This window comes from Paenibacillus sp. FSL H8-0175 (genome assembly GCF_045040615.1).
Classification (GTDB): domain Bacteria; phylum Bacillota; class Bacilli; order Paenibacillales; family Paenibacillaceae; genus Paenibacillus_AQ; species Paenibacillus_AQ odorifer.
Genome location: NZ_CP150299.1, coordinates 4,316,440 through 4,340,094, shown reverse-complemented (window position 1 = coordinate 4,340,094; position 23,655 = coordinate 4,316,440). Strand labels below are relative to the sequence as shown.

Sequence of the window (23,655 nt, the reverse complement as noted above, 5' to 3'; positions counted from 1 at the left end):
GTGTTAACGAGGAGGAAGAGTCTATGGCAGATGCATTAGTTATTGTCGAGTCGCCTGCAAAAGCGAAGACAATTGGCAAATATCTAGGTAGTAAATATATTGTAAAGGCATCAATGGGACATATTAGAGATCTACCGAAGAGTCAAATTGGTGTTGAGGTGGAGAATGATTTCAGTCCCAAATATATTACTATCCGCGGTAAGGGATCTATATTGAAGGAATTGAAAGACGCTAGTAAAAAAGTTAAAAAAGTTTATCTCGCAGCTGACCCCGACCGCGAAGGGGAAGCAATTGCTTGGCATTTGGCGCATGCGCTGGATTTAGATAATACACAAGAATGCAGAGTTGTTTTTAATGAGATCACCAAACAAGCGGTAAAAGATGCTTTTAAGACACCGCGTAAGATTAATATGGATCTCGTGAATGCACAGCAGGCTAGACGTATTCTGGATCGACTGGTAGGGTACAAGATTAGCCCTCTATTATGGAAGAAAGTCAAAAAAGGTTTATCTGCTGGACGTGTACAATCCGTTGCCGTGAAGATCATTATGGATCGTGAGAATGAAATCTCCGCTTTTGTACCCACCGAATATTGGAGCATAACAGCGAAGCTTGGAATCCGGGATTCCGTCTTTGAAGCTAAGTTTCATAAGCTGAATGGTGTGAAAAAAGAACTGAACCAGGAAAGTGATGTTCAGGAGGTTCTTGAAGCCATTAAGAACGCATCTTTTAAGGTGAGTGATGTGAAGGAGAAGGAAAGACAACGTCATCCTTCAGCTCCTTTTACCACCAGTTCACTTCAACAGGAAGCAGCTCGTAAGCTTGGATTCCGTGCCGCTAAGACAATGTCCGTTGCACAGCAGCTATACGAAGGTGTGGAACTCGGTAAAGAAGGTACCGTAGGTTTGATCACTTATATGCGTACTGACTCCACGCGTCTCTCTGTCACCGCTCAGGATGAAGCTAAAGAGCTTATAACAGCTAAGTATGGTGAGAAGTTCTTGCCAGAATCCCCACGGCAGTATTCTAAAAAGGCAGCTGGAGCACAGGAAGCGCATGAAGCGATTCGTCCTACCTCGGCATTACGCGAACCTGAAATGGTCAAAGAGTTCTTGAGCCGTGATCAATTCCGTCTCTACAAGCTAGTGTGGGAGCGGTTCGTATCAAGTCAGATGTCTTCTGCCCTGCTGGATACGCTTTCGGTCGATATTGCTGCAGGTACTGCTACATTCAGAGCTGTTGGTTCGAAGGTTTCATTCCCCGGGTTCATGAAGGTTTACGTAGAAGGCAACGATGACGGAACTACAGATGAAGACAAGTATTTGCCGCCGCTTCAAGCGGGAGATGCTTTAAATAAGCAGGAGATCGAGCCTAAGCAGCACTTTACACAACCGCCTCCACGATATACGGAAGCAAGACTTGTAAAGACGCTTGAGGAGCTGGGTATAGGCCGTCCAAGTACATATGCCCCAACGCTGGAAACCATCCAGAAGCGTGGTTATGTGGCTATTGAAGAGAAAAAATTCATGCCAACCGAACTTGGCGAGCTTGTAATAGAGCAGATGGAGCAATTTTTCCCCGAAATCCTAAACGTTGAATTCACCGCGAACATGGAAGGGGATCTTGACCATGTGGAAGAGGGCTCAGAAGACTGGGTAAAGGTTCTTGCAGAGTTTTACGAATCGTTTGAGAAGCGTTTGGTATTCGCGGAAGAAGAGATGAAAGAAATTGAGATTGAAGATGAAGTCTCTGATGAGATCTGTGAGAAATGCGGCAAACCTCTCGTGTATAAGCTGGGTCGCTTTGGGAAATTCCTAGCATGCTCTGGCTTTCCGGATTGCCGAAACACGAAACCGATTATCAAGGATATTGGCGTAACTTGCCCTAAATGTCATGAAGGTAAGGTTGTGGAGCGACGCAGTAAAAAAGGGCGTGTTTTCTATGGCTGCGACCAGTACCCTGGTTGTGATTTCGTTTCATGGGATAGACCTTCTATAAAACCATGTCCATCATGTGGATCTTGGATGATTGAGAAACGTAATAAGCAAGGAGCCAAGCTACAATGTACGTCTTGTGATCATACAGAGGCGGTTCTAGACAACGAAGAAGAATTAGCAGATTAATAGTCTCTATGGGAGGAAAAAAGACAGTGTCAGATACAGCAAAAGTAACAGTAATTGGAGCGGGTCTCGCAGGAAGCGAAGCCGCTTGGCAAATAGCATCACTAGGAGTACCGGTAAGATTATATGAGATGAGACCCGTAGTAAAGACACCAGCCCATCACACGAATCAATTTGCTGAACTGGTATGCAGCAACTCCTTGCGTGCGAATGGATTAGGAAATGCTGTAGGTGTATTGAAGGAAGAAATGCGGCGTTTGAACTCTCTTGTATTAGGTGCTGCTGACCGACACGCGGTACCCGCAGGAGGAGCACTCGCCGTAGATCGTGACGGATTCTCAGGTGAGATCACCCATACTTTGCATAATCATCCGCTCGTTGAAGTCATAAATGAAGAACTTACGCATATACCGGAGGAAGGGATTGTTGTTATTGCAACGGGCCCACTAACTTCACCGGCATTATCTGCTGAAATAAAAGGGCTCCTGGGTGAAGAGTATTTCTACTTCTATGATGCAGCAGCACCGATTGTTGAGAAAGACACCATTGATATGAACAAGGTGTATTTGGCTTCCCGTTATGATAAGGGAGAAGCGGCTTATCTGAATTGTCCGATGACAGAAGAGGAGTTCGACGTGTTTTATGATGCGTTGATTTCTGCTGAGACAGCAGCACTCAAGGATTTTGAGAAAGAGATATACTTTGAGGGCTGTATGCCTATTGAAATCATGATGAAACGCGGCAAGCAAACAGCGTTATTTGGCCCAATGAAGCCAGTAGGACTTATCAATCCGCATACAGGTAAACTTCCTTACGCGGTTGTGCAACTCCGTCAGGATAACGCTGCTGGCACACTTTACAATCTTGTTGGTTTTCAGACCCATTTGAAATGGGGCGAGCAGAAGCGTGTATTCTCGCTGATCCCTGGTCTTGAGAATGCTGAATATGTTCGTTATGGTGTGATGCACAGAAATACATTTATTAATTCTCCTAAGCTTCTGCACCCAACCTATCAGATGAAAGGCAAGGAAAGACTCTTTTTTGCTGGACAGATGACAGGTGTAGAAGGTTATGTGGAATCAGCTGCTTCCGGGCTCATTGCTGGCATTAATGCTGCACGGGCAGCACTCGGACAGGAAGGACTGATCTTCCCGCAGGATACTGTTCTAGGCAGCATGCCAGCTTATATTACTTCTGCCGATCCAGAGCATTTTCAGCCTATGAATGCCAATTTCGGTTTGTTGCCGAAGGTAGAGAAGAAGATCCGCAATAAGAAGGAAAAGAATGAAATGTTAGCTCATCGCGCTCTGGACAGTCTTGCCGAGTATGCCAACCGTACAGGACTCGCTTATTCGGAGCCGGAGGTTGTCGATAGCGAACAAAGCCCATCTTAAGGAGGTAACTTACAATCATGGTACCCAGCTTTCATGCGACTACAATTTGTGCTGTAAGACATAACGGACAGGCAGCTATAGCAGGTGATGGACAGGTTACATTCGGAGAGAGTGTTATTATGAAGACGACGGCCAGAAAAGTCCGTCGCCTGTACAGAGGACAAGTAATAGCAGGCTTTGCGGGGTCCGTTGCGGATGCTATTACCCTATTCGAAAAATTCGAGGGCAAGCTGGAGGAGCATCATGGGAACCTGCAGCGGGCTGCAGTTGAATTAGCGAAGGATTGGCGTCAAGATCGTATTCTTCGGAAGCTTGAAGCTTTGATGATTGTTATGGATAAGGAAGGAATGCTCCTGATCTCCGGAAATGGTGAAATTATCGAACCGGATGATGACGTTCTTGCGATTGGTTCCGGTGGTAATTTTGCGCTGGCTTCAGGTCGAGCACTCAAACGTCATGCACCCAATCTCTCCGCTGCGGATATTGCTAGAGAATCGCTTCAGGTAGCATCTGAAATTTGTGTGTACACTAATTCCAACATTATTGTTGAACAATTATAGACTCAGTGCCATAGAGACAAGGAGGAATTCACGATGGTGAATCAATCGCTTACACCCCGTCAAATTGTAGCCGAATTGGATAAATATATCGTAGGTCAGAAGCAAGCCAAGAAATCGGTAGCCGTTGCGCTTCGTAACCGGTATCGGCGCAGTCTGCTAGCAGAGGAACTGCGTGATGAAGTCGTTCCTAAGAACATCTTGATGATCGGACCTACAGGTGTGGGAAAGACAGAAATCGCCCGGCGTCTAGCAAAGCTTGTTAATGCACCGTTCATCAAAGTGGAGGCCACTAAATTTACTGAAGTCGGTTATGTAGGTCGAGATGTGGAATCTATGGTTCGTGATCTGGTAGAGACTTCTATTCGTATGGTGAAGCTTGAGCGTACGGAGAAGGTTAAGGATCGTGCGGAAGAACTGGCTAATGAGCGGATTGTTTCTATATTGGTCCCTTCCTCTTCCAAAAATAAATCACAAAAGAATCCTTTCGAGATGATTTTTGGAGGGAATTCTGCCCAAGAGGACTCTAAAGAAGACGCTGAGCAGGATGGAAGCCTAAGTGAACGCCGCCGTGGGGTTAGATTTAAGCTGTTAGCTGGTCAGCTGGAAGATGACATCATTGAAATTGATGTTGAGGATACAGCGCCAACTATGATGGATATGTTTGCAGGTCAAGGAAATGACCAGATGGGTATGAATATGCAAGAGATGTTCGGCAGTTTGCTGCCTAAGCGGACGAAGAAACGTAAGCTTCCTATTCGCGAAGCGCGCAAGGTACTCATTCAGGATGAGGCGGCCAAGCTGATAGATATGGATGATGTGATCCAGGAATCCGTGACTCGGGCTGAACAATCAGGCATTATTTTTATTGATGAAATCGATAAAGTAGCAAGTCAGGGAAAAGGGTCTGGACCGGATGTGTCGCGTGAAGGCGTGCAACGGGATATTTTGCCGATTGTAGAGGGCTCGACCATTATGACGAAATACGGTCCTGTGAAGACTGACTATGTACTCTTTATGGCTGCCGGAGCTTTCCATATTGCTAAGCCTTCAGATTTGATTCCAGAACTTCAAGGTCGTTTTCCGATTCGCGTAGAGCTGAGTAGTCTAACGTTAGAGGATTTCGTTTCTATTTTGACGGAACCAGAGAATGCTTTAACTAAACAATATGTGAATCTGCTTAAAACAGAAAATTTAGAAGTGGAATTCCAGAAGGATGCTATACATGAGATCGCCAAAATAGCGGCTTCAGTGAATCAAAATATGGAGAATATAGGTGCACGGCGTCTTCATACTATTTTGGAGAAGCTGTTAGAGGATCTTTCTTTTGAAGCACCTGAGCTGACTTTAGAAAAAATGGTTATTACCCCGGAGTATGTGCGCGAGAAATTGGCAAGTATAGCTCAGGATCGTGATTTAAGTCAGTATATTCTTTAAAGCGACAAAAAAACAAAAAATCTATGTATTTTGAATTTGGGCATAACGGATTAGATAAATTACAAATTGGTGTCGTGAAAACGTAAAATTATGTCAAAACATGCAATTAAAAAGAAAAAAATGAGTTGAAAATGTAAATAAATAGTAATAAAGTGCTAAAAGCCCTGTCTTTTCTAAAAAGATAGGGCTTATTTCTTATTGTAATAATATACAAATTAAATGAAAATCAATGTATGTGAAAATGCTAAGTGTTATTCATTGCGACAGCGTTCGACGGAATACCGTAAATTTAGAGTATTTTTTTCTTTATTTGTCGAAAGCAAGCAGGTTTTTTGATGGAAGTTGTGGAATTCTTTTCATTATGATAGCTTTGAAAGGAGGAATTGTCTTGGGATTGCTGAATAGTGTCAGTTTTCAACGATTGCAGGGAGGCATTGATGCTGCCTATAAACGACAAAATGCTCTAGCAAATAATGTGGCTAATCAAGATACGCCCAATTTCAAACGTTCTGATGTTTCATTCGAAAGTATCCTGCAACAACAGGAAAGTGGAATCCAATCTACACTTAGAGCGAAAGTTTCGGATACCCGGCATTATCAATTTGGCAGCAACACAATTGTTCCCGCTGCTGTTGAAAATACTGATGAAACTACCTCTATGAACAATAACGACAACAATGTGGATGTAGATCGCGAAATGGCGTTAAGCGCAGAGAACCAGCTTAGGTATAGTTCTTATGTTGAACAGATTAACAGTCAGATTTCGATGATGCGAGCCGTAATTCAAGGAGGATAAGAGAGTATGAACTTTGGTAGTAGTTTTGGGATCAGCGCATCTGCATTAACGGCTCAACGGTTGCGGATGGATGTAATTTCTTCCAACGTAGCCAATGCTGAAACTACAAGAGCATCCGTGGTGGATGGCAAGGATGTTCCTTACCGACGTAAGTTGGTTGTTTTGGAAACGAACGAAAGTAATAAATTCTCGAATATACTAAATTCGAAAATGAATAATAGCAATGAAGGGGTTAAGGTGCAGTCGATCATAGAAGACTCTTCACCATTGAAGCCGGTGTACAATCCAAGCCATCCCGATGCGGATGCTGAAGGATATGTCTATATGCCAAACGTAGACATTACCAAAGAAATGGTTGATATGTTATCTGCATCTCGCTCTTATGATGCCAATGTTACGATGCTTAATGCATCCAAAGCTATGGTAAGCAAGGCACTCGAAATTGGTAGATAAATGAATGTTAATTAACTTAAGGGGGGGAAACAGTTGATACAGAATATATCTAATGGGGTTCAGGCTGTACAGCAGCTTGCAATGAAACCGACATCTTCCGAAGTTTCATCCACTCCTGCTAATTCGATGGAGAGCTTTGGCTCTTATCTTGAGGATGCGCTCAATAAAGTGGCTGATCAGGAACAACAAGCTAAGGATATGAGTAATAAATTTGTATTGGGAGAAGTGAACATTGACGAAGTGATGATTTCTTCCCAACAGGCTCTACTGAGTTTACAGTTGACTACACAAGTCCGGAACAAAGTGATTGAAGCCTATCAAGAAATTATGAGAACTCAAATATAATAAATCCTAGCTTAGTTTCGGATGGGGTGACACTGTGAATGAAAGATTTGCCCAATATCGGGAGAAGGTTCTCTTGTATTGGAACAGATTTAGTGGTAAACAGAAGATTTTATTCTTTTCAACATTGTTTATCATTCTAATAATAATCGTAGTTATGACCATGCAGCTTTCAAAAACAGAATATGAAGTAGCATTTCAAGATTTGGACAGTACGGATTCGGCTGGAGTAATGAAAGCCTTAGATTCAGCAGGTGTTTCATACCGATTAAGTCAAGATGGAAAGAGTATTTCTGTACCAAGTACAGAAGCAGCTCGGGTCAAGGTGGATATCGGTTCTCAGGGGATTGTTCAAGGTGGCTCTATCGGATATAAAGTCTTTGACGAAAATTCGTCAATGATAGGTACAACAGATAGCGAGTTTAACGTGAAGTACAATAATGCATTAAACGGTGAAGTTGAACAGTTAATGAGACGTATGCAAGGGATTAAAGATGCAAAAGTGCTGATTAATTTGCCTAAAGAGACAGTTTTTGCCTCACAGGCTGATCAGGAGCAGGCGTCTGCATCCGTTGTGCTTTCATTTGATCCAGGATTTAGACCTACCCAAGACAATATTGACGGGTATTTCAATCTTGTGAAAACTGCTGTGCCTAATTTACCAATTGACAACATTACTATTGCAAATAATGAAATTGAATTAATGCCAACAGCTAAAGGTGGACAGGCTGGTGTCACAAACCAAGTTGAAGAAAACTTCGCTCTTCAGAAGAAATTCGAAGAAGAAGTAAAGAAAAATGTGAAACAATTCCTTAGCACTCTTACCGGTCCTGATAAAGTGGATGTTCTTGTGTTCTCAAAGTTGAACTTTGACAAGGAAAACCGGAAGGAAGATCTTGTTACCCCTGTGGATACAGAGAACATGAAGGGGATTGAGATCAGTTCACAAATAATTAGTAATTCGTATTCGGGTCAAGGTAACACGACTGGCGGAGTGGCTGGCACTGGTTCTCAAGATGTTACGGGCTATCCTTCTAATGCGGGTGCGGATACTTCTACCTCGGAGGAATCTTCGGAAACGAGGAACTTCGAAGTTAACCGAATTACTAAAGATGTTATTGCTAGTCCGTATACTGTTAAAGACTTAACCATAAATGTTGCAGTTGAACCACCTTCAGGAGAAAAAAGTTTAGATGATGCAACATCAGCTGCAATTCAAAATATTTTGGTGAATATTGTTCGCGCTTCTCTTGCAGATTCAGGTACTACATATACAGACGCTGATTTGACCAAAAAGGTTTCGGTCTACTCGCAACAATTTGGTGGCACCGATGCCAACACCGTTAAAGGTGGTCTCGCTTCTTGGATGATATGGGCTATCGGAGCAGCAGCATTGCTGGTTGGAGCAGGTGGAGGATATCTAATCTACCGGAGTCGTAAACAGACTGTGGAAGAGGAAGATGAAGACATTCCATTGCAGGTTCCTACTGAATTTCCTTCTATTAACTTGGAGAGCGTGACGAATGAAAGTCAAGTTCGTAAGCAATTGGAAAGTTTGGCCAAGAAGAAGCCAGACGAATTCGTAAATCTGCTGCGTACATGGCTTGCAGACGAACAGAGGTGAACTAATGGCAAAGGCTAGCCAGCAGGGACTTAGTGGCCGTCAAAAAGCTGCGATCCTGCTTATCACACTAGGGCCCGAGGTATCGGCGCAAATTTTCAAACATTTAAGAGACGAGGAGATTGAACAGCTGACTCTTGAAATTGCTAATGTTCGCAAAGTGGACAGCGGTGAAAAAGAGTCGATCATGTCTGAATTCCATCAGATATGCCTCGCCCAGGAATATATATCACAAGGCGGTATTAACTACGCTAAAGAAATTCTGGAGAAAGCGCTTGGGTCAACAAAAGCAATGGAGGTCATTAATCGTCTGACTGCAACATTGCAAGTAAGACCTTTCGATTTTGCACGAAAAGCGGATCCGAATCAGATTCTCAACTTTATCCAGAATGAAAATGTACAGACTATTGCACTTGTATTGTCTTATCTGCAATTTGAACAAGCTGCTGCAATCCTTTCCTCACTTCCTCAAGAGAAGCAGGCAGAGGTGGCGAGAAGAATTGCTGTGATGGACAGTACCTCTCCAGAAGTAATTACGCAAATTGAACGTGTGCTGGAGCAGAAGCTTTCCGCTACAGTAACCCAGGATTATACAAATGCTGGTGGTATCGAATCAATTGTACAAATCTTGAATGGGGTTGACCGGGGGACAGAACGTACGATTCTGGATTCTCTCGAAATTCAAGATCCAGAGCTTGCCGAAGAGATCAAAAAACGGATGTTCGTATTCGAAGATATTGTTAATGTGGACAATCGTTCAATACAGCGCATTGTTCGTGATATCGATAATGCGGATTTACAGCTTGCACTCAAGGTTGCCAGCGAAGAAGTACGGGATGTTATTTTCAGAAATATGTCCAAGCGTATGGCAGAAACGTTCCGAGAAGAAATGGAATACATGGGTCCTGTGCGGCTGCGTGATGTTGAAGAAGCACAGACTCGTATTGTAGGCACGATCCGCAGACTCGAAGAGTCTGGTGAAATTATCATCGCTCGTGGCGGAGGAGATGACATCATTGTCTAAGCTGATCAAACACTCCCAGTATGTTCCGGTTGATGTCTTTAAGAGACTGGAACAGGCCCGGCAATATGCGGGCCTAACTGAGGAGCCCGTTCCCGAGGAGACTTTAAGCGAGACTGACTATCATGATCCCGCACGTGAAGAGGCAGAAGAGACGCGTAAGCAAATGCTTAAGGACGCTCAGGATTTTGCTGAAGAGCAGGTTCGGAATGCATCTCTTGAAGCGGAACAGATTGTAGAGTCCTCGAAAGCGGAGGCTGAAGAGTGGTGGAAACAACGGCGTGAGCAGGATGAACATCTGATCGAAGCTATCAAAGCTGAAGCTCATCAGCAAGGTTATGAGGAAGGTGTTTCTCAGGCTGAGGAAGAGATGAAGCATAAGATTGCAGAGATGATGGAAGAAGCGCGTGCTGTTTTGACTGAGGCGTATAAAGCAAGAGAAGTGATTATTCAGGAAGCGGAGCCTTTTTTAGTAGAGTTAAGCTGTGATATTGCAGAGAAAATTGTGGACAAGCAGTTAACGGTAGAACCACAATTCGCAATGGACTTAATTCGCAAAAATCTGGCTCGTAAGCGAGAACAGGGTTTGATCTCACTTTGTGTATCCCCAGCGCAATTCGCTTTTGTGAATGCTGCTCGGGAAGAATTATCACTAGCTGTTGATTCACAGGCTGAACTGCAAATCTTGCCCGACTCAACGGTAAAAGACCAAGGATGTGTTATCCGCTCTTCCTTTGGCAGCATTGATGCTCGAATCGACACTCAGCTCGCAGAGATCAAGAAAGAGCTGGTAAGAATTGCGCTGGACACCGATGAGCAGAGAAATGGGGAAGACGATGCTTAATAGCAACCGTTATAAGGAGCAACTTCGTAATCTCGATCCGGTGAGGATCAATGGGAAAGTGACGCAGGTAATCGGTCTAATGGTTGAATCGGAAGGTCCTGACGCAAGTATAGGTGATGTATGCTACATCTACCCTTCTAAAGGAAACAAACCGCTGCAAGCTGAGGTCGTTGGTTTCCGTGATAACAAGGTACTATTGATGCCACTTGGTGAACTGCAGGCGATTGGACCTGGTTGTGATGTAGTGGGCACTGGTAAGCCGCTTAGCGTGCAAGTAGGTTCTGAATTGTTAGGAAAAGTACTGGATGGTCTGGGGCAGCCGCTTGATGGCTCTCTCATTCCAGCACGAATGCCACATAGCTCTACCTTTAATATTCCTTCCAATCCACTTAATAGACCGCGGGTGCAGGAACCCATCAGTATTGGTGTGAGAGCGATTGACGGTTTGCTAACGATTGGCAAGGGACAGCGGGTCGGTATTTTTGCTGGCTCGGGGGTCGGCAAGAGTACTTTGATGGGGATGATTGCCCGGAATACATCGGCCGACGTAAATGTTATTGCTCTGATTGGTGAGCGTGGCAGAGAAGTATTGGATTTCATCGAACGTGATTTAGGACCAGAGGGCTTGCAGCGATCCGTAGTAATTGTTGCTACCTCTGACCAACCTGCATTGATTCGCATAAAAGGTGCGCTTATCGCTACAACGATTGCCGAGTATTTCCGCGATCGTGGACTTAATGTAATGCTGATGATGGATTCGGTCACCCGTTATGCCATGGCCCAACGTGAAGTTGGACTTGCAGTTGGAGAGCCGCCAGCCATGCGGGGATATACACCTTCGGTGTTTGCCAGCTTACCCAAACTGCTGGAACGTGCCGGTACAGGTCCTACAGGCTCTATAACAGCCTTCTATACGGTACTGGTTGATGGTGATGACATGAACGAGCCGATCGCAGATGCAGTAAGAGGAATACTTGACGGACATATTGTACTCAATCGAAATATTGCTAACAAAGGACACTTTCCAGCAATAGATGTTCTTTCCAGCATAAGTCGAGTAATGAAGGATATTGCTCCAGAAGAACAGATTGCAGCAGCGGAGAATGTGAAACGCCTTATGGCCGTTTATAAGGATTCAGAGGATTTGATTAATATTGGAGCTTATCAAAGAGGCTCTAATGCTCAAATTGACGAGTCGATGGAATTTATCGACAGTATTTGGGATTTCACCAAACAAAAGGTGAATGAAAAAGTTACGCTGGCTGAAGTTCAACAGTCTTTAATTTCACAGTTCTCAAGGAGTTGATTCGGTATTATGAGGTTTCATTATACTTTTCAAAAAGTCGTTGACTTGAAGGGCAATGAGAAGACACAGGCAGAATGGATGCTCTCAAGCGCGCTTGGAGAATTGCAGGCACAGGAAAGAAGCCTGGATGAACTCATCTTTCAGCGGAGTGCTATCATGCTATCCTTACAAAATGCCGCAGAGCAAAAGACACCTATGATTAAGATTCGTGAAATGCAGGAGTATGTGGAATATCTGGATAAATGCATTGCCCGTAAGCATACGGACATTAGCCGTGCACATCAAGAAGTCCAGAAGAAACAAGATCAGTTAAGCACTAAGGTTTTAGATGAAAAAGTATGGTTGAAGGCAAAAGACAAGGCTGAGACACTGTTTCAGCAAAGTATGATTTTACGGGAACAAAACGAACTGGATGAGATGGCAACCGTCCGCTTCGCGATGAAATCCCTCTAACCCGGGAGGTTTCCGCTAGTGGCTAATATTGATAATGATATGGAACTTGAAAATGAAGGGTCAGCGGGGAAATTTGAGCGGTTCTTATTCTTAATGATACCGATTATCTTCACGCTAGTACTGCTTGGAGTACTGTTGACGCTTTTTAATATGGACATTCGTAATAATGTGCTTGAAGTTGCGAATAAAATTCCTATCCTGGAAAAATGGGTTCCTGATCCGCCTGCAGATCCTTCTAAACCGAAGGAAGAAAGCAAAAAGCAGGAAGTGAGCTCAGCGACAACGATTAAGGAGCTTAAAGCTCAGCTCGCCCAGCAGGAAGAAAACCTGAAGAAGGTTACAGATGAAAAAACAGCCCAGGATACCAAGGTTCAGGCGCTAGAGTCACAGATTGAAGGTATGAAGAAGGAAGCTGAAACCGCAGAGGCAAGCACAGAAGAAACTGAAGATCCTTATCAGAAACAGGTTTCTGATTTGGCTAAGCTGTATGCGGGCATGAAAGCTTCGAAGGCTGCACCGATCATGGAGAATTTAACTACAGAAGAAATGGTACAGATCTTCAGTGTCATGAATAAAGCGAGTAAAACTGCGATTTTGGAAAAAATGGATCCGCAAAAGGCTGCAGATGTAACGATTAAGTTAAAAGAAACCACATCTTCGAGTGACATGGCGATCGCAGCCCTTCAATCTAGATTGAAGAAAGATGCCGGCACAACAGCAACAGCAACAACCAGTAAGAATTTGGATAAGGAAAAGTTGAATCAGACCTTCAGCTCAATGACTCCTGCTAATGCAGCATCGTTACTAGGAGAAATGTACAAGATTAGCCCTGATAAGGTCGTGACGATTATGAATACCGTAAGTGATAGTGTTCGTTCATCTATTTTGGGAGAAATGACTAAAAATGATAGCGCGCAAACTGCGAAAATTGTTAATCGTCTGATGGGTGCTAAATAGATAGGGAAAGGAGGTGAAAAATAAATGAGTTTAGTCGTTCAATCGCTTGTCAGTGCAAACGCAACTGCAGTAAACGGGAGTTCATCGACTACAACGGGCACAACAACGACGGCTGCACCATTTGCTCAAACCCTGGTACAAACCATGGGAGGCAATACCAACACCTCGTCGACTCCAGCTGAACCCCTATTGGGAAATCTAGCTTCTTTGCTGCAAGGCCTGTTAAAGGAAGTGCAGCCGACTGGAGAAGAGCAAGCAGGGCAAGACACTCAGAAGGGTGAGCTCCTTGAAAAACTTGCTGCTGATGTTGAGAAGCTGGATGAAAGTATCAGTAGTGATCCAGCTCTGTTGGTAGCCTTGCAAGCTTGGATTCTTCAGGTATCTGCACTTCTATCTGGAAGCCATGCTGCAGAGAATGGTACTACTACAACGGAAGCAGAAGTGGCTGGAAGCTTGTCACCATTGGCACAGAATGCTGATACATTAAGATTTGCAGTTCAAGATGACTTGCAAAGTTTAGTTTCTATGATTCAAGAAGCTGCAGTAAGTGGCAATGAGGAAGTTGCAACTAAGGGAATCAGTTTATTGAATAATTTCACAGCGCTTTTAGAAGAGTCCTCCTCTAACACTAATAAGGGGAAGGGAAAGACCAGCAATGTGAGTATTAATTCTGATTCTTCCTTACAACAGCCCGTTATTACTGAAAGCAAAAATAACCAAACGGATAAAACAATTCAGAATGTGAGCAGTCGTTCCGGAGAAGCTGTTGTAGTGAAAAATGATACGGTTGTAAGCTCACCTGTGACATCAGGAACTGTGCAAGAAGCTGAAGCAGAGACTGCGAACACACCGTTAATCAAGACAGGCGTAACCGGGGAAACGAAGACAACAGAATCTGCTCAAGATTCCCCGCTAGGAATTACAGCTAACGAAGGGGATCATGAGGTTGTTACTGCGGGGCAGTTATCTCTGCGCGGAGGAATTACAGCACCGCTGAAGGCTGAAGTGCCAGCAGCGCCTGTTCCGGTTCAGCAATTTGCTCAAGAAATGACAGGTTTCATTACAGGCAAATTAGAGATTGTGCAAAAAGGTGGGATCGCTGAAGCGACTATATCCCTTTTTCCAGAAAATCTCGGACAAGTTGATGTTAAGATCACCATGCAAAATGGTCATTTAGTTGCCCAGTTCATGACTGAACATACCGGCGCTAAAGATATGCTGGAACAACAAATGAACCAGCTTCGCGCTGCATTGCAATCTCAAGGTCTTCAAGTGGAGAAGCTGGAAGTTACGCAAAATAATACCCCACTCAATTCGCAATGGGGGCAGGAAGGACGCCAACCTAATTCCGGAAGTGGACAGCAGGGTAGACGTTCCAAAGAAAGCAGAGAGGAAGCCAGTGATGCTGTTCTAGCCGCAGAGCTGAATGGTGAATGGAAGGACTGGGTTTCAAATGCGGGACAAGAAGATCAGTCCCAAGGTGGATCTTTTTCTGCTAAGGCTTAACTTTAATAACAAAGGAAAGAGAGGTGAGTGGTTATGGCGACAACAGTTCCGGTCTCTACTAAAGATCAGTGGAATTATACAACTCCCGACTCTAGTGCACGGACAACGGGTAATTCTACTTTAGGTAAGGATCAGTTTTTGAAGATTTTGATTACTCAGCTGCAAAATCAAGATCCGATGCAACCGATGGAAGATAAAGAATTTATTGCGCAAATGGCCCAGTTTACATCCGTGGAGCAATTGATGAATATCTCTACTCAGCTTAATGCTATGAATCAGTCCCTTGGATCTGTATCCGGGTTGATTGGTAAAGATATTACTTGGACAGACACCGCCACAAAGCTGCCTAAGACAGGTAATGTTGAATCTATCGTTGTTAGCAATGGTATTCAATATGCGGTTGTGGGAAAAGACAGAATTGCTTTAACCGATATTACACAAATTCAGAATGCCGCAGCAACACCAGAAAGCGGTTCTGGTACAGATAGTAATACTCCGGAGAATAGCGGAGGAAGCGGGGCGAGCATATGAGTGACAGGCTTACTATAGGCCAACTGTATCCTGCGTCCCTGCATTCTACAACGTTACAACGATCTTCGCTGCCTAAGCAGTCTGTGGCGGGGGAAGCTTCTTTTGAGAGTTTACTGCAACAGAAACTATTAAAATTCAGCAATCATGCTGCTAAGCGCCTAGAACAAAGAGGGATAGAGCTTGGAAGCGGTCAGTTGGATCAAATTTCATCTGCTGTGGACAAAGCTGCTGCTAAGGGAAGTAAAGAATCCTTGATATTAATGAAGGATTTGGCGTTTATCGTTAGCGTTCCTAATCGCACAGTAGTTACTGCTATGGATGGTAACTCGATCAAAGATAATGTATTTACACAAATCGATAGTGCAATAGTGATTTCATAATAGGCTGGTCCTAACGGAAAGCCGAGGCGGCCGCTGACCGACTGACGCGGTCCCAATTCACTTGGAAAGTTATTAGGACTCTATAATCTGGGAGGACATTAAACATGTTAAGATCAATGTATTCAGGGGTTTCAGGAATGAGAGGCTTTCAAACTAAGCTTGATGTAATCGGTAATAATATTGCTAACGTAAACACTATCGGGTTTAAATCCGGACGTGTTATGTTCAAGGATATTATGAGCCAAACCGTTTCTGGTGTTACTGCACCGGGTGAGGATGGTCAAGGTGGGGTAAATGCGAAACAAGTTGGACTAGGTGTTAGTATTGCTTCTATAGATACCCTACATTTGGCTGGTAGTGCTCAAACCACCAACAACCCAACAGATTTACGTATCGATGGAGATGGTTTTTTCCTGGTTAAGCTTACTGAGGATCAAGATACTGCATTTTTGACCCGCGCCGGAGATTTCCACATTGACGCTGCGCGTAATCTGGTTACCGCTGACGGACTTCATGTTTTAGATTCCGACGGTGGGATCATTCAATTAGGTGACGATGTAACGGCGTTTTCTATCTCTAATGATGGAACAATTGTTCAGACCATGGAAGATGGAACGACTGGAGCTGGGGTGAAGATTGGTGTAGCCAAGGTTACTAACCCATCTGGTCTGGAGAAAATCGGAGGCAATCTGTATCGTATGACACTTAATGCGAATGCAGAAGGCGAACTAGTTCCGACTACAGCGAACAATACAGAAGATGGCACCGGGGCAATCATCTCTGGACAGCTGGAAATGTCCAATGTGGATCTTACCAATGAATTTACAGAAATGATCGTATCACAGCGTGGATTCCAGGCGAATTCCCGTATCATCACAACTTCTGATGAAGTGCTGCAGGAAGTAGTAAACCTGAAGCGTTAATTTAATCAATAAATTCTATATTTTCTTAAATGGTTCATGCGGAGTCGTGGGGGAGTTACTCCTCCCCCTATTTTGTTAGGAGGCCTGTTATGATATCGGTAACAAGATTAAATGGAACACCGATGTGGATCAATGCCCTACTGGTCGAAATGGTAGAAGAAAGCCCGGATACATATATTACGCTCGTAACCGGAAAAAGACTGATCGTTCTCGAAAAAGCCGATGAGGTTATTACGAAGATCCGGGATTATAACAGGGACATAGGCACATATGCTGCCACCATTAAAATCCAGTCAATGGAGGAGCTAACATGAAAAAGATGATGCCGTGGCTCATCACGATATTACTAGCGATTACTCTGATCGTGGTCGCCGCATTTTTACTAATGGACAGGATCTTTCCGAAAGATACGAACGAGGTAAGTGCTGCTGTTCAAAATGTGGAAACAAAACATTTAACTGCAGATGAAATCGTCGAATTGACGGCAGAGATCATTGATATCAAAACAAATCTTGCTGATCCCGATTTTATCCTTCAAGTAGATTTCGCCTTCCAACTGAGTTCTGCGAAATCAAAGGAAGAATTCGAAAAAATAAAAGAGATCAAAATCAAACCAATAATTATCAAGACGCTTGCAGATACCAAACCTGAGGACCTTAATGGAGCGAATGGAAAAGATCAGCTTAGCAGTAAGCTTATTAATCTGATCAATAAGACATTGACTGAGGGCCAAATTACTCAGATCGAAATCACCAAATTCCTTTTGGCTTCTGTGTAGCTTTATTCCTGATAATTCTTTGATGGGGGGGTGATTGAATTGGTTGATGTACTATCACAAAACGAAATTGATGCTCTACTTGCTGCACTTTCTTCAGGTGAGATGGACGCCGATGAACTTAAAAAGGAAGAAACTCAGAAGAAAATCCGCTCTTATGACTTTAAACGGGCTGTCCGCTTTTCCAAAGATCATATCCGCAGTCTTACACGGATACATGACAATTTCGCCCGTTATCTTACAACGTATTTTTCAGCCCAATTGCGCACCTTCGTTCAGATTAATGTCGTTCAAGTAGAGCAGCTCCCTTATGATGAATTTATTCGCTCCATACCGAAAATGACGATATTGAACATTTTTGAAGCAGAACCTTTAGAGGGCCGCATGGTAATGGAAGTTCATCCTAACATTGCTTTTGCTATGCTGGACAGGTTGCTTGGAGGCTTTGGAACTGCACCTTCTAAGATTAATGCTCTAACTGAGATCGAAACAACGATTATGGAGCGTATCTTTAGTAGATGTTTTGAGAGTCTGCAGGAGGCTTGGAAAACGGTGCTGGATATTCATCCGCGGATGGAAGCTCTTGAGACGAACCCGCAGTTCATGCAGATTGTATCGCCCAATGAGACCATTGCATTAATCTCTCTAAGTACCAAAATTGGAGACACAACAGGCATGATCAATCTTTGTATACCGCATGTCGTTCTAGAGCCTATCATGTCCAGACTTTCTGTTCACCAATGGTTTGTGACAGAGAAGAAGACGCGGGATGAAGATGAGCTACTGGCCATTAGAGCTAGAGTTCATAAAGCGAAGCTGCCGATTGTTGCTGAACTTGGAGAATCGAGCTTATCCATATCTGAATTCTTAGGGCTTAGTGTCGGTGACGTGATTTCTCTCAACAGAAACGTAGATTCTGGACTGTCGATTAAGGTAGGGGAGAAGCTTAAGTTCATCGGAAGTCCCGGAATGGTTAAAGATCGGGTAGCCGTGCAAATAGACGAAATTGTCAATGAAGGAGTTGAAGAATTTGACGAGTAAAGATTATTTATCCCAAGAAGAAATCGACGCCCTTCTGAGACAATCTGCGGAGGGCTCATTAGCTCCTACGGAGAAAACGGTAGATGACTATCTAACACCGTTTGAACAGGATGCTTTGGGCGAAATTGGTAATATAACGTTTGGCAGTGCAGCAACAGCACTTTCCACTTTACTAGGGAAAAAAGTAGATATTACAACCCCTCAAGTTTCGATCATTACACGCGGGGAGTTTGAAATTGCTTTTCCTAAACCGCATGTAGCTGTTCACGTTCAATATGTGGATGGGTTTCAAGGGATTAACTCACTTGTTATTAAGATTAGGGATGCGCAGGTTATTGCCGATCTAATGCTTGGCGGTGCTGGCGAACCTAAGGATGAAGAGTTGAATGAAATTCATATTAGCGCTGTGCAAGAAGCTATGAATCAAATGATGGGTTCTTCTGCTACATCGATGTCTACGATTTTTAATCGTTTTGTTAATATCTCGCCTCCGGGTATCGACATTTTGAATATGTCCAGCGGAGAAGGAGTAGGCAGTCTGCCAGACGATGAGACCCTAATTCGTATTTCGTTCCGGCTTAAAATTGGTGATTTGATAGATTCTACTATTATGCAGCTCTTGCCTGTTCAGTTCGCAAAAGATATGGTATCCATGCTTCTTGGTGATGTTAGTCCTGCAGAGGAGGAGGCAGCGGTCACAATGGCTGAAACACCTGCCGTGACTAATTCTGCTGAGACACCACCTCCAGCACCTCCGGTGCAACAGGCGCCCTCACAGCCCGCAGGAGGAACGCAACCACCATATCCACCGCAGGGTATGCCACCGTATCCAGGGATGCCAGAAGGCGGGTATTATTATCCTCCAGCGGGTATGCCAGCATACGGAATGCCTGGGATGCCACCATACGGTATGCCACCGCAAGGGATGCCATATGGACAGACACCACCGCTTAATTCTGAGGCAAATCGCAATGTAAATGTACAGCCTGTGCAATTTGCAAATCTGAATGGTGGGGCCTTTGGTCATATTGATGAAAATAATTTAAATTTATTGATGGACATACCGCTTAGAGTAACCGTAGAATTAGGAAGGACCCAGAAGCAGATCAAAGATATTTTAGAAATGTCACAAGGCTCAATTATTGAGCTGGACAAGCTCGCAGGTGAGCCTGTAGATATTTTGGTTAACAACAAGCTTATTGCCAAAGGTGAAGTCGTTGTTATCGACGAAAACTTTGGCGTACGCGTTACGGATATCGTCAGCCAGTGGGACCGAATTCAGAAATTACAATAAGCATACTTAGGGAGGATTTTGTAAAAATGGCTAACCGAATTCTAATCGTGGACGATGCAGCATTTATGAGAATGATGATCCGTGACATTTTGTCGAAAAACGGATTTGAAGTAGTGGGCGAAGCTCAGGACGGTTCTCAAGCGATAGAAAAATTCAAGGAACTGCGTCCGGACCTCATCACGATGGATATTACTATGCCTGAGATGGACGGAATCGCCGCCCTGAAAGAAATCAAAAAAGTAGATCCGGCTGCAAAGGTTATTATGTGTTCAGCCATGGGCCAGCAGGCTATGGTTATCGATGCAATCCAAGCAGGAGCTAAAGACTTTATTGTGAAGCCTTTCCAAGCTGACCGGGTTATCGAAGCTATTAACAAAACGTTGGGCGCGTAGGATAAAGTCATGTTATATTCCGAAACGCTCGGAAGCAGTAACACCCTGCTGAATTTGTTTAAAGTTATTATTGTCCTGGCGATAATCATTGTACTTATAGTGGTACTAATTCGTTTTCTTGGACGACGTAATCAGACCTTTATGAGCAACCGTTCCATAAGAACGCTTGGTGCAATTGGGCTTGGACCTAATAAGTCGATGCAGGTTATCGAACTGGGAAGCAGTCTTTACTTAATCGGGATTGGTGAGAATATATCCATTTTGGATAAAGTCACCGATCCGGATGAGGTAGCATTGATCATTGCGGCATTTGAGGATCAGTCCTCTAACCAGAATAATTTCCTCGCACCGCTTATTGCCAAGGTTAAGGTAAAGCTGCGTGGGGAGGTTCCATCTCAGGAAATTGAACTTAGTGAAACATCATCTTTTTACGAGACTCTGCAATCCAAGCTTCGTTCTGCACCAGAGCGTAAAGAGAAAATGGAAGAGCTGCTTCGGGATGATGTTACTAAGGATGAGTCGAGGAATATATGAAAAAGAAGCTAATTCTTGCTATTCTGCTGTTCGGTATTATCAGTGTGGTTATGATGACGCCGATACATGCTGATCCTATACCTAATGTTAATATTCAGGTCGGTAATGAAGGTTCAAGCAGTGGTACCAGTTCCATATCAATTCTTCTTCTTGTTACGGTTCTGAGTATTGCTCCGGCGTTTCTGGTTCTTATGACTAGCTTTACTAGAATTGTAATCGTATTAGGTTTTGTGAGAACCTCGCTGGGTACTCAGGCAATGCCTCCGAATCAGGTGCTGGTAGGACTTGCTCTGTTTTTGACCCTGTTCATTATGTCACCAACGCTGGCCACAGTGAATGAAAATGCGTTGCAGCCGTATATGAAGGGGACAATCACCCAAACTGAGGCTTTTGATAAAGCTGCTGATCCGATGAAAGAATTTATGTTTAAACAGACGAACACCAAAGATCTTCTGTTATTTATGAAATACACCGGTTATACCGGATCTACTAAACCGGCTACATACAGTGATATTCCACTGACGGTGATGGTGCCAGCTTTTGCAATTGGCGAATTGAAAAAGGCTTTTACAATGGGCTTCTTAATTTTCATACCATTCCTGATTATTGATATTGTTGTGGCGAGCACACTGATGGCCATGGGGATGATGATGCTTCCCCCGGTTATGATTTCATTACCTTTTAAAATAATGCTCTTTGTACTGGTAGACGGCTGGTACTTAGTCATTAAATCATTACTTCTTAGTTTTAACACCTGACCTAAAGAGGAGGCATGAGGGATGAGTACGGAGTTTATAATCGGGCTAGCAAGCCAAGCCGTATATTTAGTGCTGGAAGTCAGCGCACCCATGCTGATTCTTGGTCTGGTGGTAGGGCTAATAATCAGTATTTTTCAGGCTACGACACAGATTCAGGAACAGACGCTAGCGTTTGTTCCCAAAATCGTCGCAGTGCTACTGGCTTTATTGCTATTTGGTCCGTGGATCATCACGAAGCTGATTGACTTTACAAGCCAAATTTTGGGTAATCTCTATATGTATATTGGTTAATCAATGAACATGGAGACCATACTGCAAAGTTTACCCGTCTTTTTGCTTATTTTTTGTCGAATAACCGCTTTTTTTGTTGTCGTTCCTGTATTTTCTTCACAAGGGGTCCCGACAACCTTTAAGATTGGCATTTCTTTTTTTGTAGCATTGGTTGTCTTTAGTGCTAACGGAACAGGGCTTACGATCCCGCAGGATTTCAGTTATATTTTGCTGATTGCCAGAGAGGTATTAATAGGATTATTGCTAGGTTTCGTTGGATATTTGATGTTTATGGCGATTCAGACAGCAGGTTCATTTATTGATATTCAGATTGGCTTCGGTATTGCTAATGTTATCGATCCTATGACTGGAACGTCTGCACCAATTCTTGGTAATTTCAAATATATGATAGCCCTGCTAATGTTTCTGAGCATGAATGGTCATCACCATCTGCTAGATGCTATTGTGTACAGTTATAAATGGGTTCCTATGAATAATGATTTATTTCTAGGCATGATTGACGGTAGTTTGTCAGAGTTTCTGGTTCGAACATTTGCTCAGTCCTTTGTACTCGCTTTTCAAATGTCGGCTCCTTTAGTAACTGCGCTGTTTCTGACTGATGTTGGCCTTGCTTTCTTGGCGAGAACGGCTCCGCAATATAATGTATTTGTTATTGGGGTTCCGCTCAAAATCATTATAGGTCTTGCACTGCTTTTAGTGCTGATGCCTGGTCTGGCTGTGCTGTTTCAGAATCTCTTCGATATCATGTTCGAATCCATGGAGAATTTATTGAATCTCATGGGGAAGAGTCCGTAGGTGACCGTAAGGGGAGCGTATTATGCCTAAGACGAAGCGGTATAGACTGGATCTTCAACAATTCGCCGGTGAAAAGACGGAAAAAGCAACCCCGAAGAAACGGCAAGATGCTCGTAAAAAGGGTCAAGTAGCCAAAAGTGCTGAGCTATCCGGTGCAGTTGTATTGTTATCAGCAGTAGTTAGCTTGATGATGTTTGGTGGTTTTATGAAAGAACGCTTCATGAAGCTATATATGGATGTATTTCAGAATCAAATGACACTGGAGGTAACTCCTGAGAATATAACGCTGCTATTTAATAAATATGGACTACAAATACTGATTTTGCTAGCTCCATTACTTGGAATAGTTTTTGTTATGGCGCTGGTAAGCAATTTGGCGCAGGTGGGATTTATGACCACAGGAGAGGGGATCACCCCTAAATTCAGCAAGCTTAATCCGATAAAAGGGTTCAAAAATATTTTCTCCATGCGTTCGTTTGTCGAGTTCCTGAAATCCATATTTAAGCTTCTAATTATCGCTTATCTGGTATATAGCACTTTATGGGGAGAAAAGAAGAACTTTGCATCCCTGTCGCATATCAGTGCGGAGGGGATTTTTAAATTTGCGGCCAAGCTGACGATGAGTCTTGGTTTGAAAATCGGGGCTGCCCTATTGGTTATGGCTTTTCTGGACTACATGTATCAGAAATACGAGCATGAAAAAAGCCTAAAAATGTCCAAGCAGGATATCAAGGATGAATACAAAAAAATGGAGGGTGACCCTCTAATCAAAGGTAAGATCAGGGAACGCCAACGTAGAATGGCCATGCAGCGTATGATGCAGGAAGTTCCAAATGCGGATGTAATCATTACGAATCCTACGCACTTTGCTGTTGCGCTTAAATATGACGGTACCAAGATGGAAGCGCCGCAGATTATAGCAAAAGGGCAGGATTATGTAGCACTTCGCATCCGGGAGCTGGCTAAAGAGCACGGCGTCGTGACTATGGAAAACAAACCGCTGGCACGGGCATTATTCCAAAGGGCAGAGATTGGAGATGTCGTTCCAAATGATCTGTTCCAGGCTGTGGCTGAAGTGCTGGCATATGTATATAAGCTTAAAGGTAAGAGGAGATAAGGCGGGGGGGTTAGGAC

At 43.6% G+C, this 23,655-nt stretch carries 27 protein-coding genes; all 27 read left to right on the top strand.

Annotated features, from left to right (window positions below; translation table 11 throughout):
- The first annotated feature begins 23 nt into the window (after positions 1-23).
- The 27 genes from topA (at position 24) to flhB (ending at position 23,638) form a co-directional block, all read left to right on the top strand.
- Positions 24-2,123 (top strand): type I DNA topoisomerase, encoded by a 2,100-nt coding sequence (gene topA / locus MHH46_RS19260; protein ID WP_076190872.1) that lies wholly within the window; start codon positions 24-26, stop codon positions 2,121-2,123.
- 8 nt (positions 2,124-2,131) lie between these two features.
- Positions 2,132-3,514 (top strand): FADH(2)-oxidizing methylenetetrahydrofolate--tRNA-(uracil(54)-C(5))-methyltransferase TrmFO, encoded by a 1,383-nt coding sequence (gene trmFO / locus MHH46_RS19255; RefSeq protein ID WP_076100371.1) that lies wholly within the window; start codon positions 2,132-2,134, stop codon positions 3,512-3,514.
- 17 nt (positions 3,515-3,531) lie between these two features.
- Positions 3,532-4,074, top strand: coding sequence for an ATP-dependent protease subunit HslV (gene hslV, locus MHH46_RS19250; RefSeq protein WP_036688562.1), 543 nt, complete (start codon positions 3,532-3,534; stop codon positions 4,072-4,074).
- Between the two features lie 33 nt (positions 4,075-4,107).
- Positions 4,108-5,508, top strand: a complete 1,401-nt coding sequence (gene hslU / locus MHH46_RS19245; RefSeq protein ID WP_036688559.1) for an ATP-dependent protease ATPase subunit HslU — start codon at positions 4,108-4,110, stop codon at positions 5,506-5,508.
- Between the two features lie 388 nt (positions 5,509-5,896).
- Positions 5,897-6,304: a flagellar basal body rod protein FlgB gene (gene flgB, locus MHH46_RS19240; RefSeq protein WP_036688558.1), complete on the top strand. Its 408-nt coding sequence runs from the start codon at positions 5,897-5,899 to the stop codon at positions 6,302-6,304.
- Between the two features lie 6 nt (positions 6,305-6,310).
- Positions 6,311-6,757, top strand: coding sequence for a flagellar basal body rod protein FlgC (gene flgC / locus MHH46_RS19235; RefSeq protein ID WP_076190875.1), 447 nt, complete (start codon positions 6,311-6,313; stop codon positions 6,755-6,757).
- Between the two features lie 33 nt (positions 6,758-6,790).
- Positions 6,791-7,102, top strand: coding sequence for a flagellar hook-basal body complex protein FliE (fliE, locus tag MHH46_RS19230; RefSeq protein ID WP_036688553.1), 312 nt, complete (start codon positions 6,791-6,793; stop codon positions 7,100-7,102).
- Between the two features lie 34 nt (positions 7,103-7,136).
- A complete protein-coding gene (gene fliF, locus MHH46_RS19225; RefSeq protein WP_076127802.1) occupies positions 7,137-8,723 on the top strand; it encodes a flagellar basal-body MS-ring/collar protein FliF in 1,587 nt (528 codons plus the stop codon).
- Positions 8,724-8,727: 4 nt separating this feature from the next.
- Positions 8,728-9,744, top strand: coding sequence for a flagellar motor switch protein FliG (gene fliG / locus MHH46_RS19220; RefSeq protein ID WP_036688550.1), 1,017 nt, complete (start codon positions 8,728-8,730; stop codon positions 9,742-9,744).
- The gene (locus MHH46_RS19215) at positions 9,737-10,585 is read left to right on the top strand and encodes a FliH/SctL family protein (protein ID WP_036688548.1); all 849 of its coding nucleotides are present in this window, start codon (positions 9,737-9,739) and stop codon (positions 10,583-10,585) included. The genes fliG and MHH46_RS19215 overlap by 8 nt, the downstream gene beginning before the upstream one ends.
- Entirely contained in the window at positions 10,578-11,891 is a 1,314-nt protein-coding gene (fliI, locus tag MHH46_RS19210; RefSeq protein WP_036688546.1) for a flagellar protein export ATPase FliI, read from the top strand. The genes MHH46_RS19215 and fliI overlap by 8 nt, the downstream gene beginning before the upstream one ends.
- Before the next feature lie 9 nt (positions 11,892-11,900).
- Entirely contained in the window at positions 11,901-12,344 is a 444-nt protein-coding gene (fliJ, locus tag MHH46_RS19205) for a flagellar export protein FliJ (protein ID WP_036688544.1), read from the top strand.
- 39 nt (positions 12,345-12,383) lie between these two features.
- Entirely contained in the window at positions 12,384-13,301 is a 918-nt protein-coding gene (locus tag MHH46_RS19200; protein ID WP_076127908.1) for a MotE family protein, read from the top strand.
- Positions 13,302-13,325: 24 nt separating this feature from the next.
- Complete coding sequence (locus tag MHH46_RS19195) at positions 13,326-14,807, top strand: flagellar hook-length control protein FliK (RefSeq protein ID WP_076190878.1); 1,482 nt, start codon at positions 13,326-13,328, stop codon at positions 14,805-14,807.
- Between the two features lie 33 nt (positions 14,808-14,840).
- On the top strand, positions 14,841-15,338 hold the full coding sequence (locus MHH46_RS19190; protein ID WP_036688543.1) for a flagellar hook capping FlgD N-terminal domain-containing protein: 498 nt from the start codon (positions 14,841-14,843) through the stop codon (positions 15,336-15,338).
- On the top strand, positions 15,335-15,718 hold the full coding sequence (locus tag MHH46_RS19185; protein ID WP_036688541.1) for a TIGR02530 family flagellar biosynthesis protein: 384 nt from the start codon (positions 15,335-15,337) through the stop codon (positions 15,716-15,718). The genes MHH46_RS19190 and MHH46_RS19185 overlap by 4 nt, the downstream gene beginning before the upstream one ends.
- Positions 15,719-15,822: 104 nt before the next feature.
- The gene (flgG, locus tag MHH46_RS19180; protein ID WP_036688538.1) at positions 15,823-16,641 is read left to right on the top strand and encodes a flagellar basal body rod protein FlgG; all 819 of its coding nucleotides are present in this window, start codon (positions 15,823-15,825) and stop codon (positions 16,639-16,641) included.
- Positions 16,642-16,730: 89 nt separating this feature from the next.
- The gene (locus tag MHH46_RS19175; protein ID WP_036688535.1) at positions 16,731-16,955 is read left to right on the top strand and encodes a flagellar FlbD family protein; all 225 of its coding nucleotides are present in this window, start codon (positions 16,731-16,733) and stop codon (positions 16,953-16,955) included.
- Positions 16,952-17,419, top strand: a complete 468-nt coding sequence (locus tag MHH46_RS19170) for a flagellar basal body-associated FliL family protein (protein ID WP_076100380.1) — start codon at positions 16,952-16,954, stop codon at positions 17,417-17,419. Before MHH46_RS19175 ends, MHH46_RS19170 begins: the two co-directional genes overlap by 4 nt.
- Before the next feature lie 39 nt (positions 17,420-17,458).
- Positions 17,459-18,457, top strand: coding sequence for a flagellar motor switch protein FliM (fliM, locus tag MHH46_RS19165; protein WP_036688529.1), 999 nt, complete (start codon positions 17,459-17,461; stop codon positions 18,455-18,457).
- Positions 18,447-19,751, top strand: a complete 1,305-nt coding sequence (gene fliY / locus MHH46_RS19160) for a flagellar motor switch phosphatase FliY (protein ID WP_076182668.1) — start codon at positions 18,447-18,449, stop codon at positions 19,749-19,751. Before fliM ends, fliY begins: the two co-directional genes overlap by 11 nt.
- A 26-nt stretch (positions 19,752-19,777) precedes the next feature.
- Positions 19,778-20,143: a response regulator gene (locus MHH46_RS19155; protein WP_076127811.1), complete on the top strand. Its 366-nt coding sequence runs from the start codon at positions 19,778-19,780 to the stop codon at positions 20,141-20,143.
- A 9-nt stretch (positions 20,144-20,152) separates the two neighbouring features.
- On the top strand, positions 20,153-20,677 hold the full coding sequence (locus MHH46_RS19150) for a flagellar biosynthetic protein FliO (RefSeq protein ID WP_036688521.1): 525 nt from the start codon (positions 20,153-20,155) through the stop codon (positions 20,675-20,677).
- Positions 20,674-21,435 carry a flagellar type III secretion system pore protein FliP gene (fliP, locus tag MHH46_RS19145; RefSeq protein ID WP_036688518.1) on the top strand — a complete coding sequence of 254 codons (762 nt, stop codon included), beginning with the start codon at positions 20,674-20,676 and terminating at the stop codon, positions 21,433-21,435. The genes MHH46_RS19150 and fliP overlap by 4 nt, the downstream gene beginning before the upstream one ends.
- Positions 21,436-21,456: 21 nt before the next feature.
- Positions 21,457-21,726 (top strand): flagellar biosynthesis protein FliQ, encoded by a 270-nt coding sequence (fliQ, locus tag MHH46_RS19140; protein WP_036688516.1) that lies wholly within the window; start codon positions 21,457-21,459, stop codon positions 21,724-21,726.
- 9 nt (positions 21,727-21,735) lie between these two features.
- Complete coding sequence (gene fliR, locus MHH46_RS19135; RefSeq protein ID WP_036688514.1) at positions 21,736-22,521, top strand: flagellar biosynthetic protein FliR; 786 nt, start codon at positions 21,736-21,738, stop codon at positions 22,519-22,521.
- A 22-nt stretch (positions 22,522-22,543) separates the two neighbouring features.
- Entirely contained in the window at positions 22,544-23,638 is a 1,095-nt protein-coding gene (flhB, locus tag MHH46_RS19130) for a flagellar biosynthesis protein FlhB (RefSeq protein ID WP_076190881.1), read from the top strand.
- Positions 23,639-23,655: the final 17 nt, after the last annotated feature.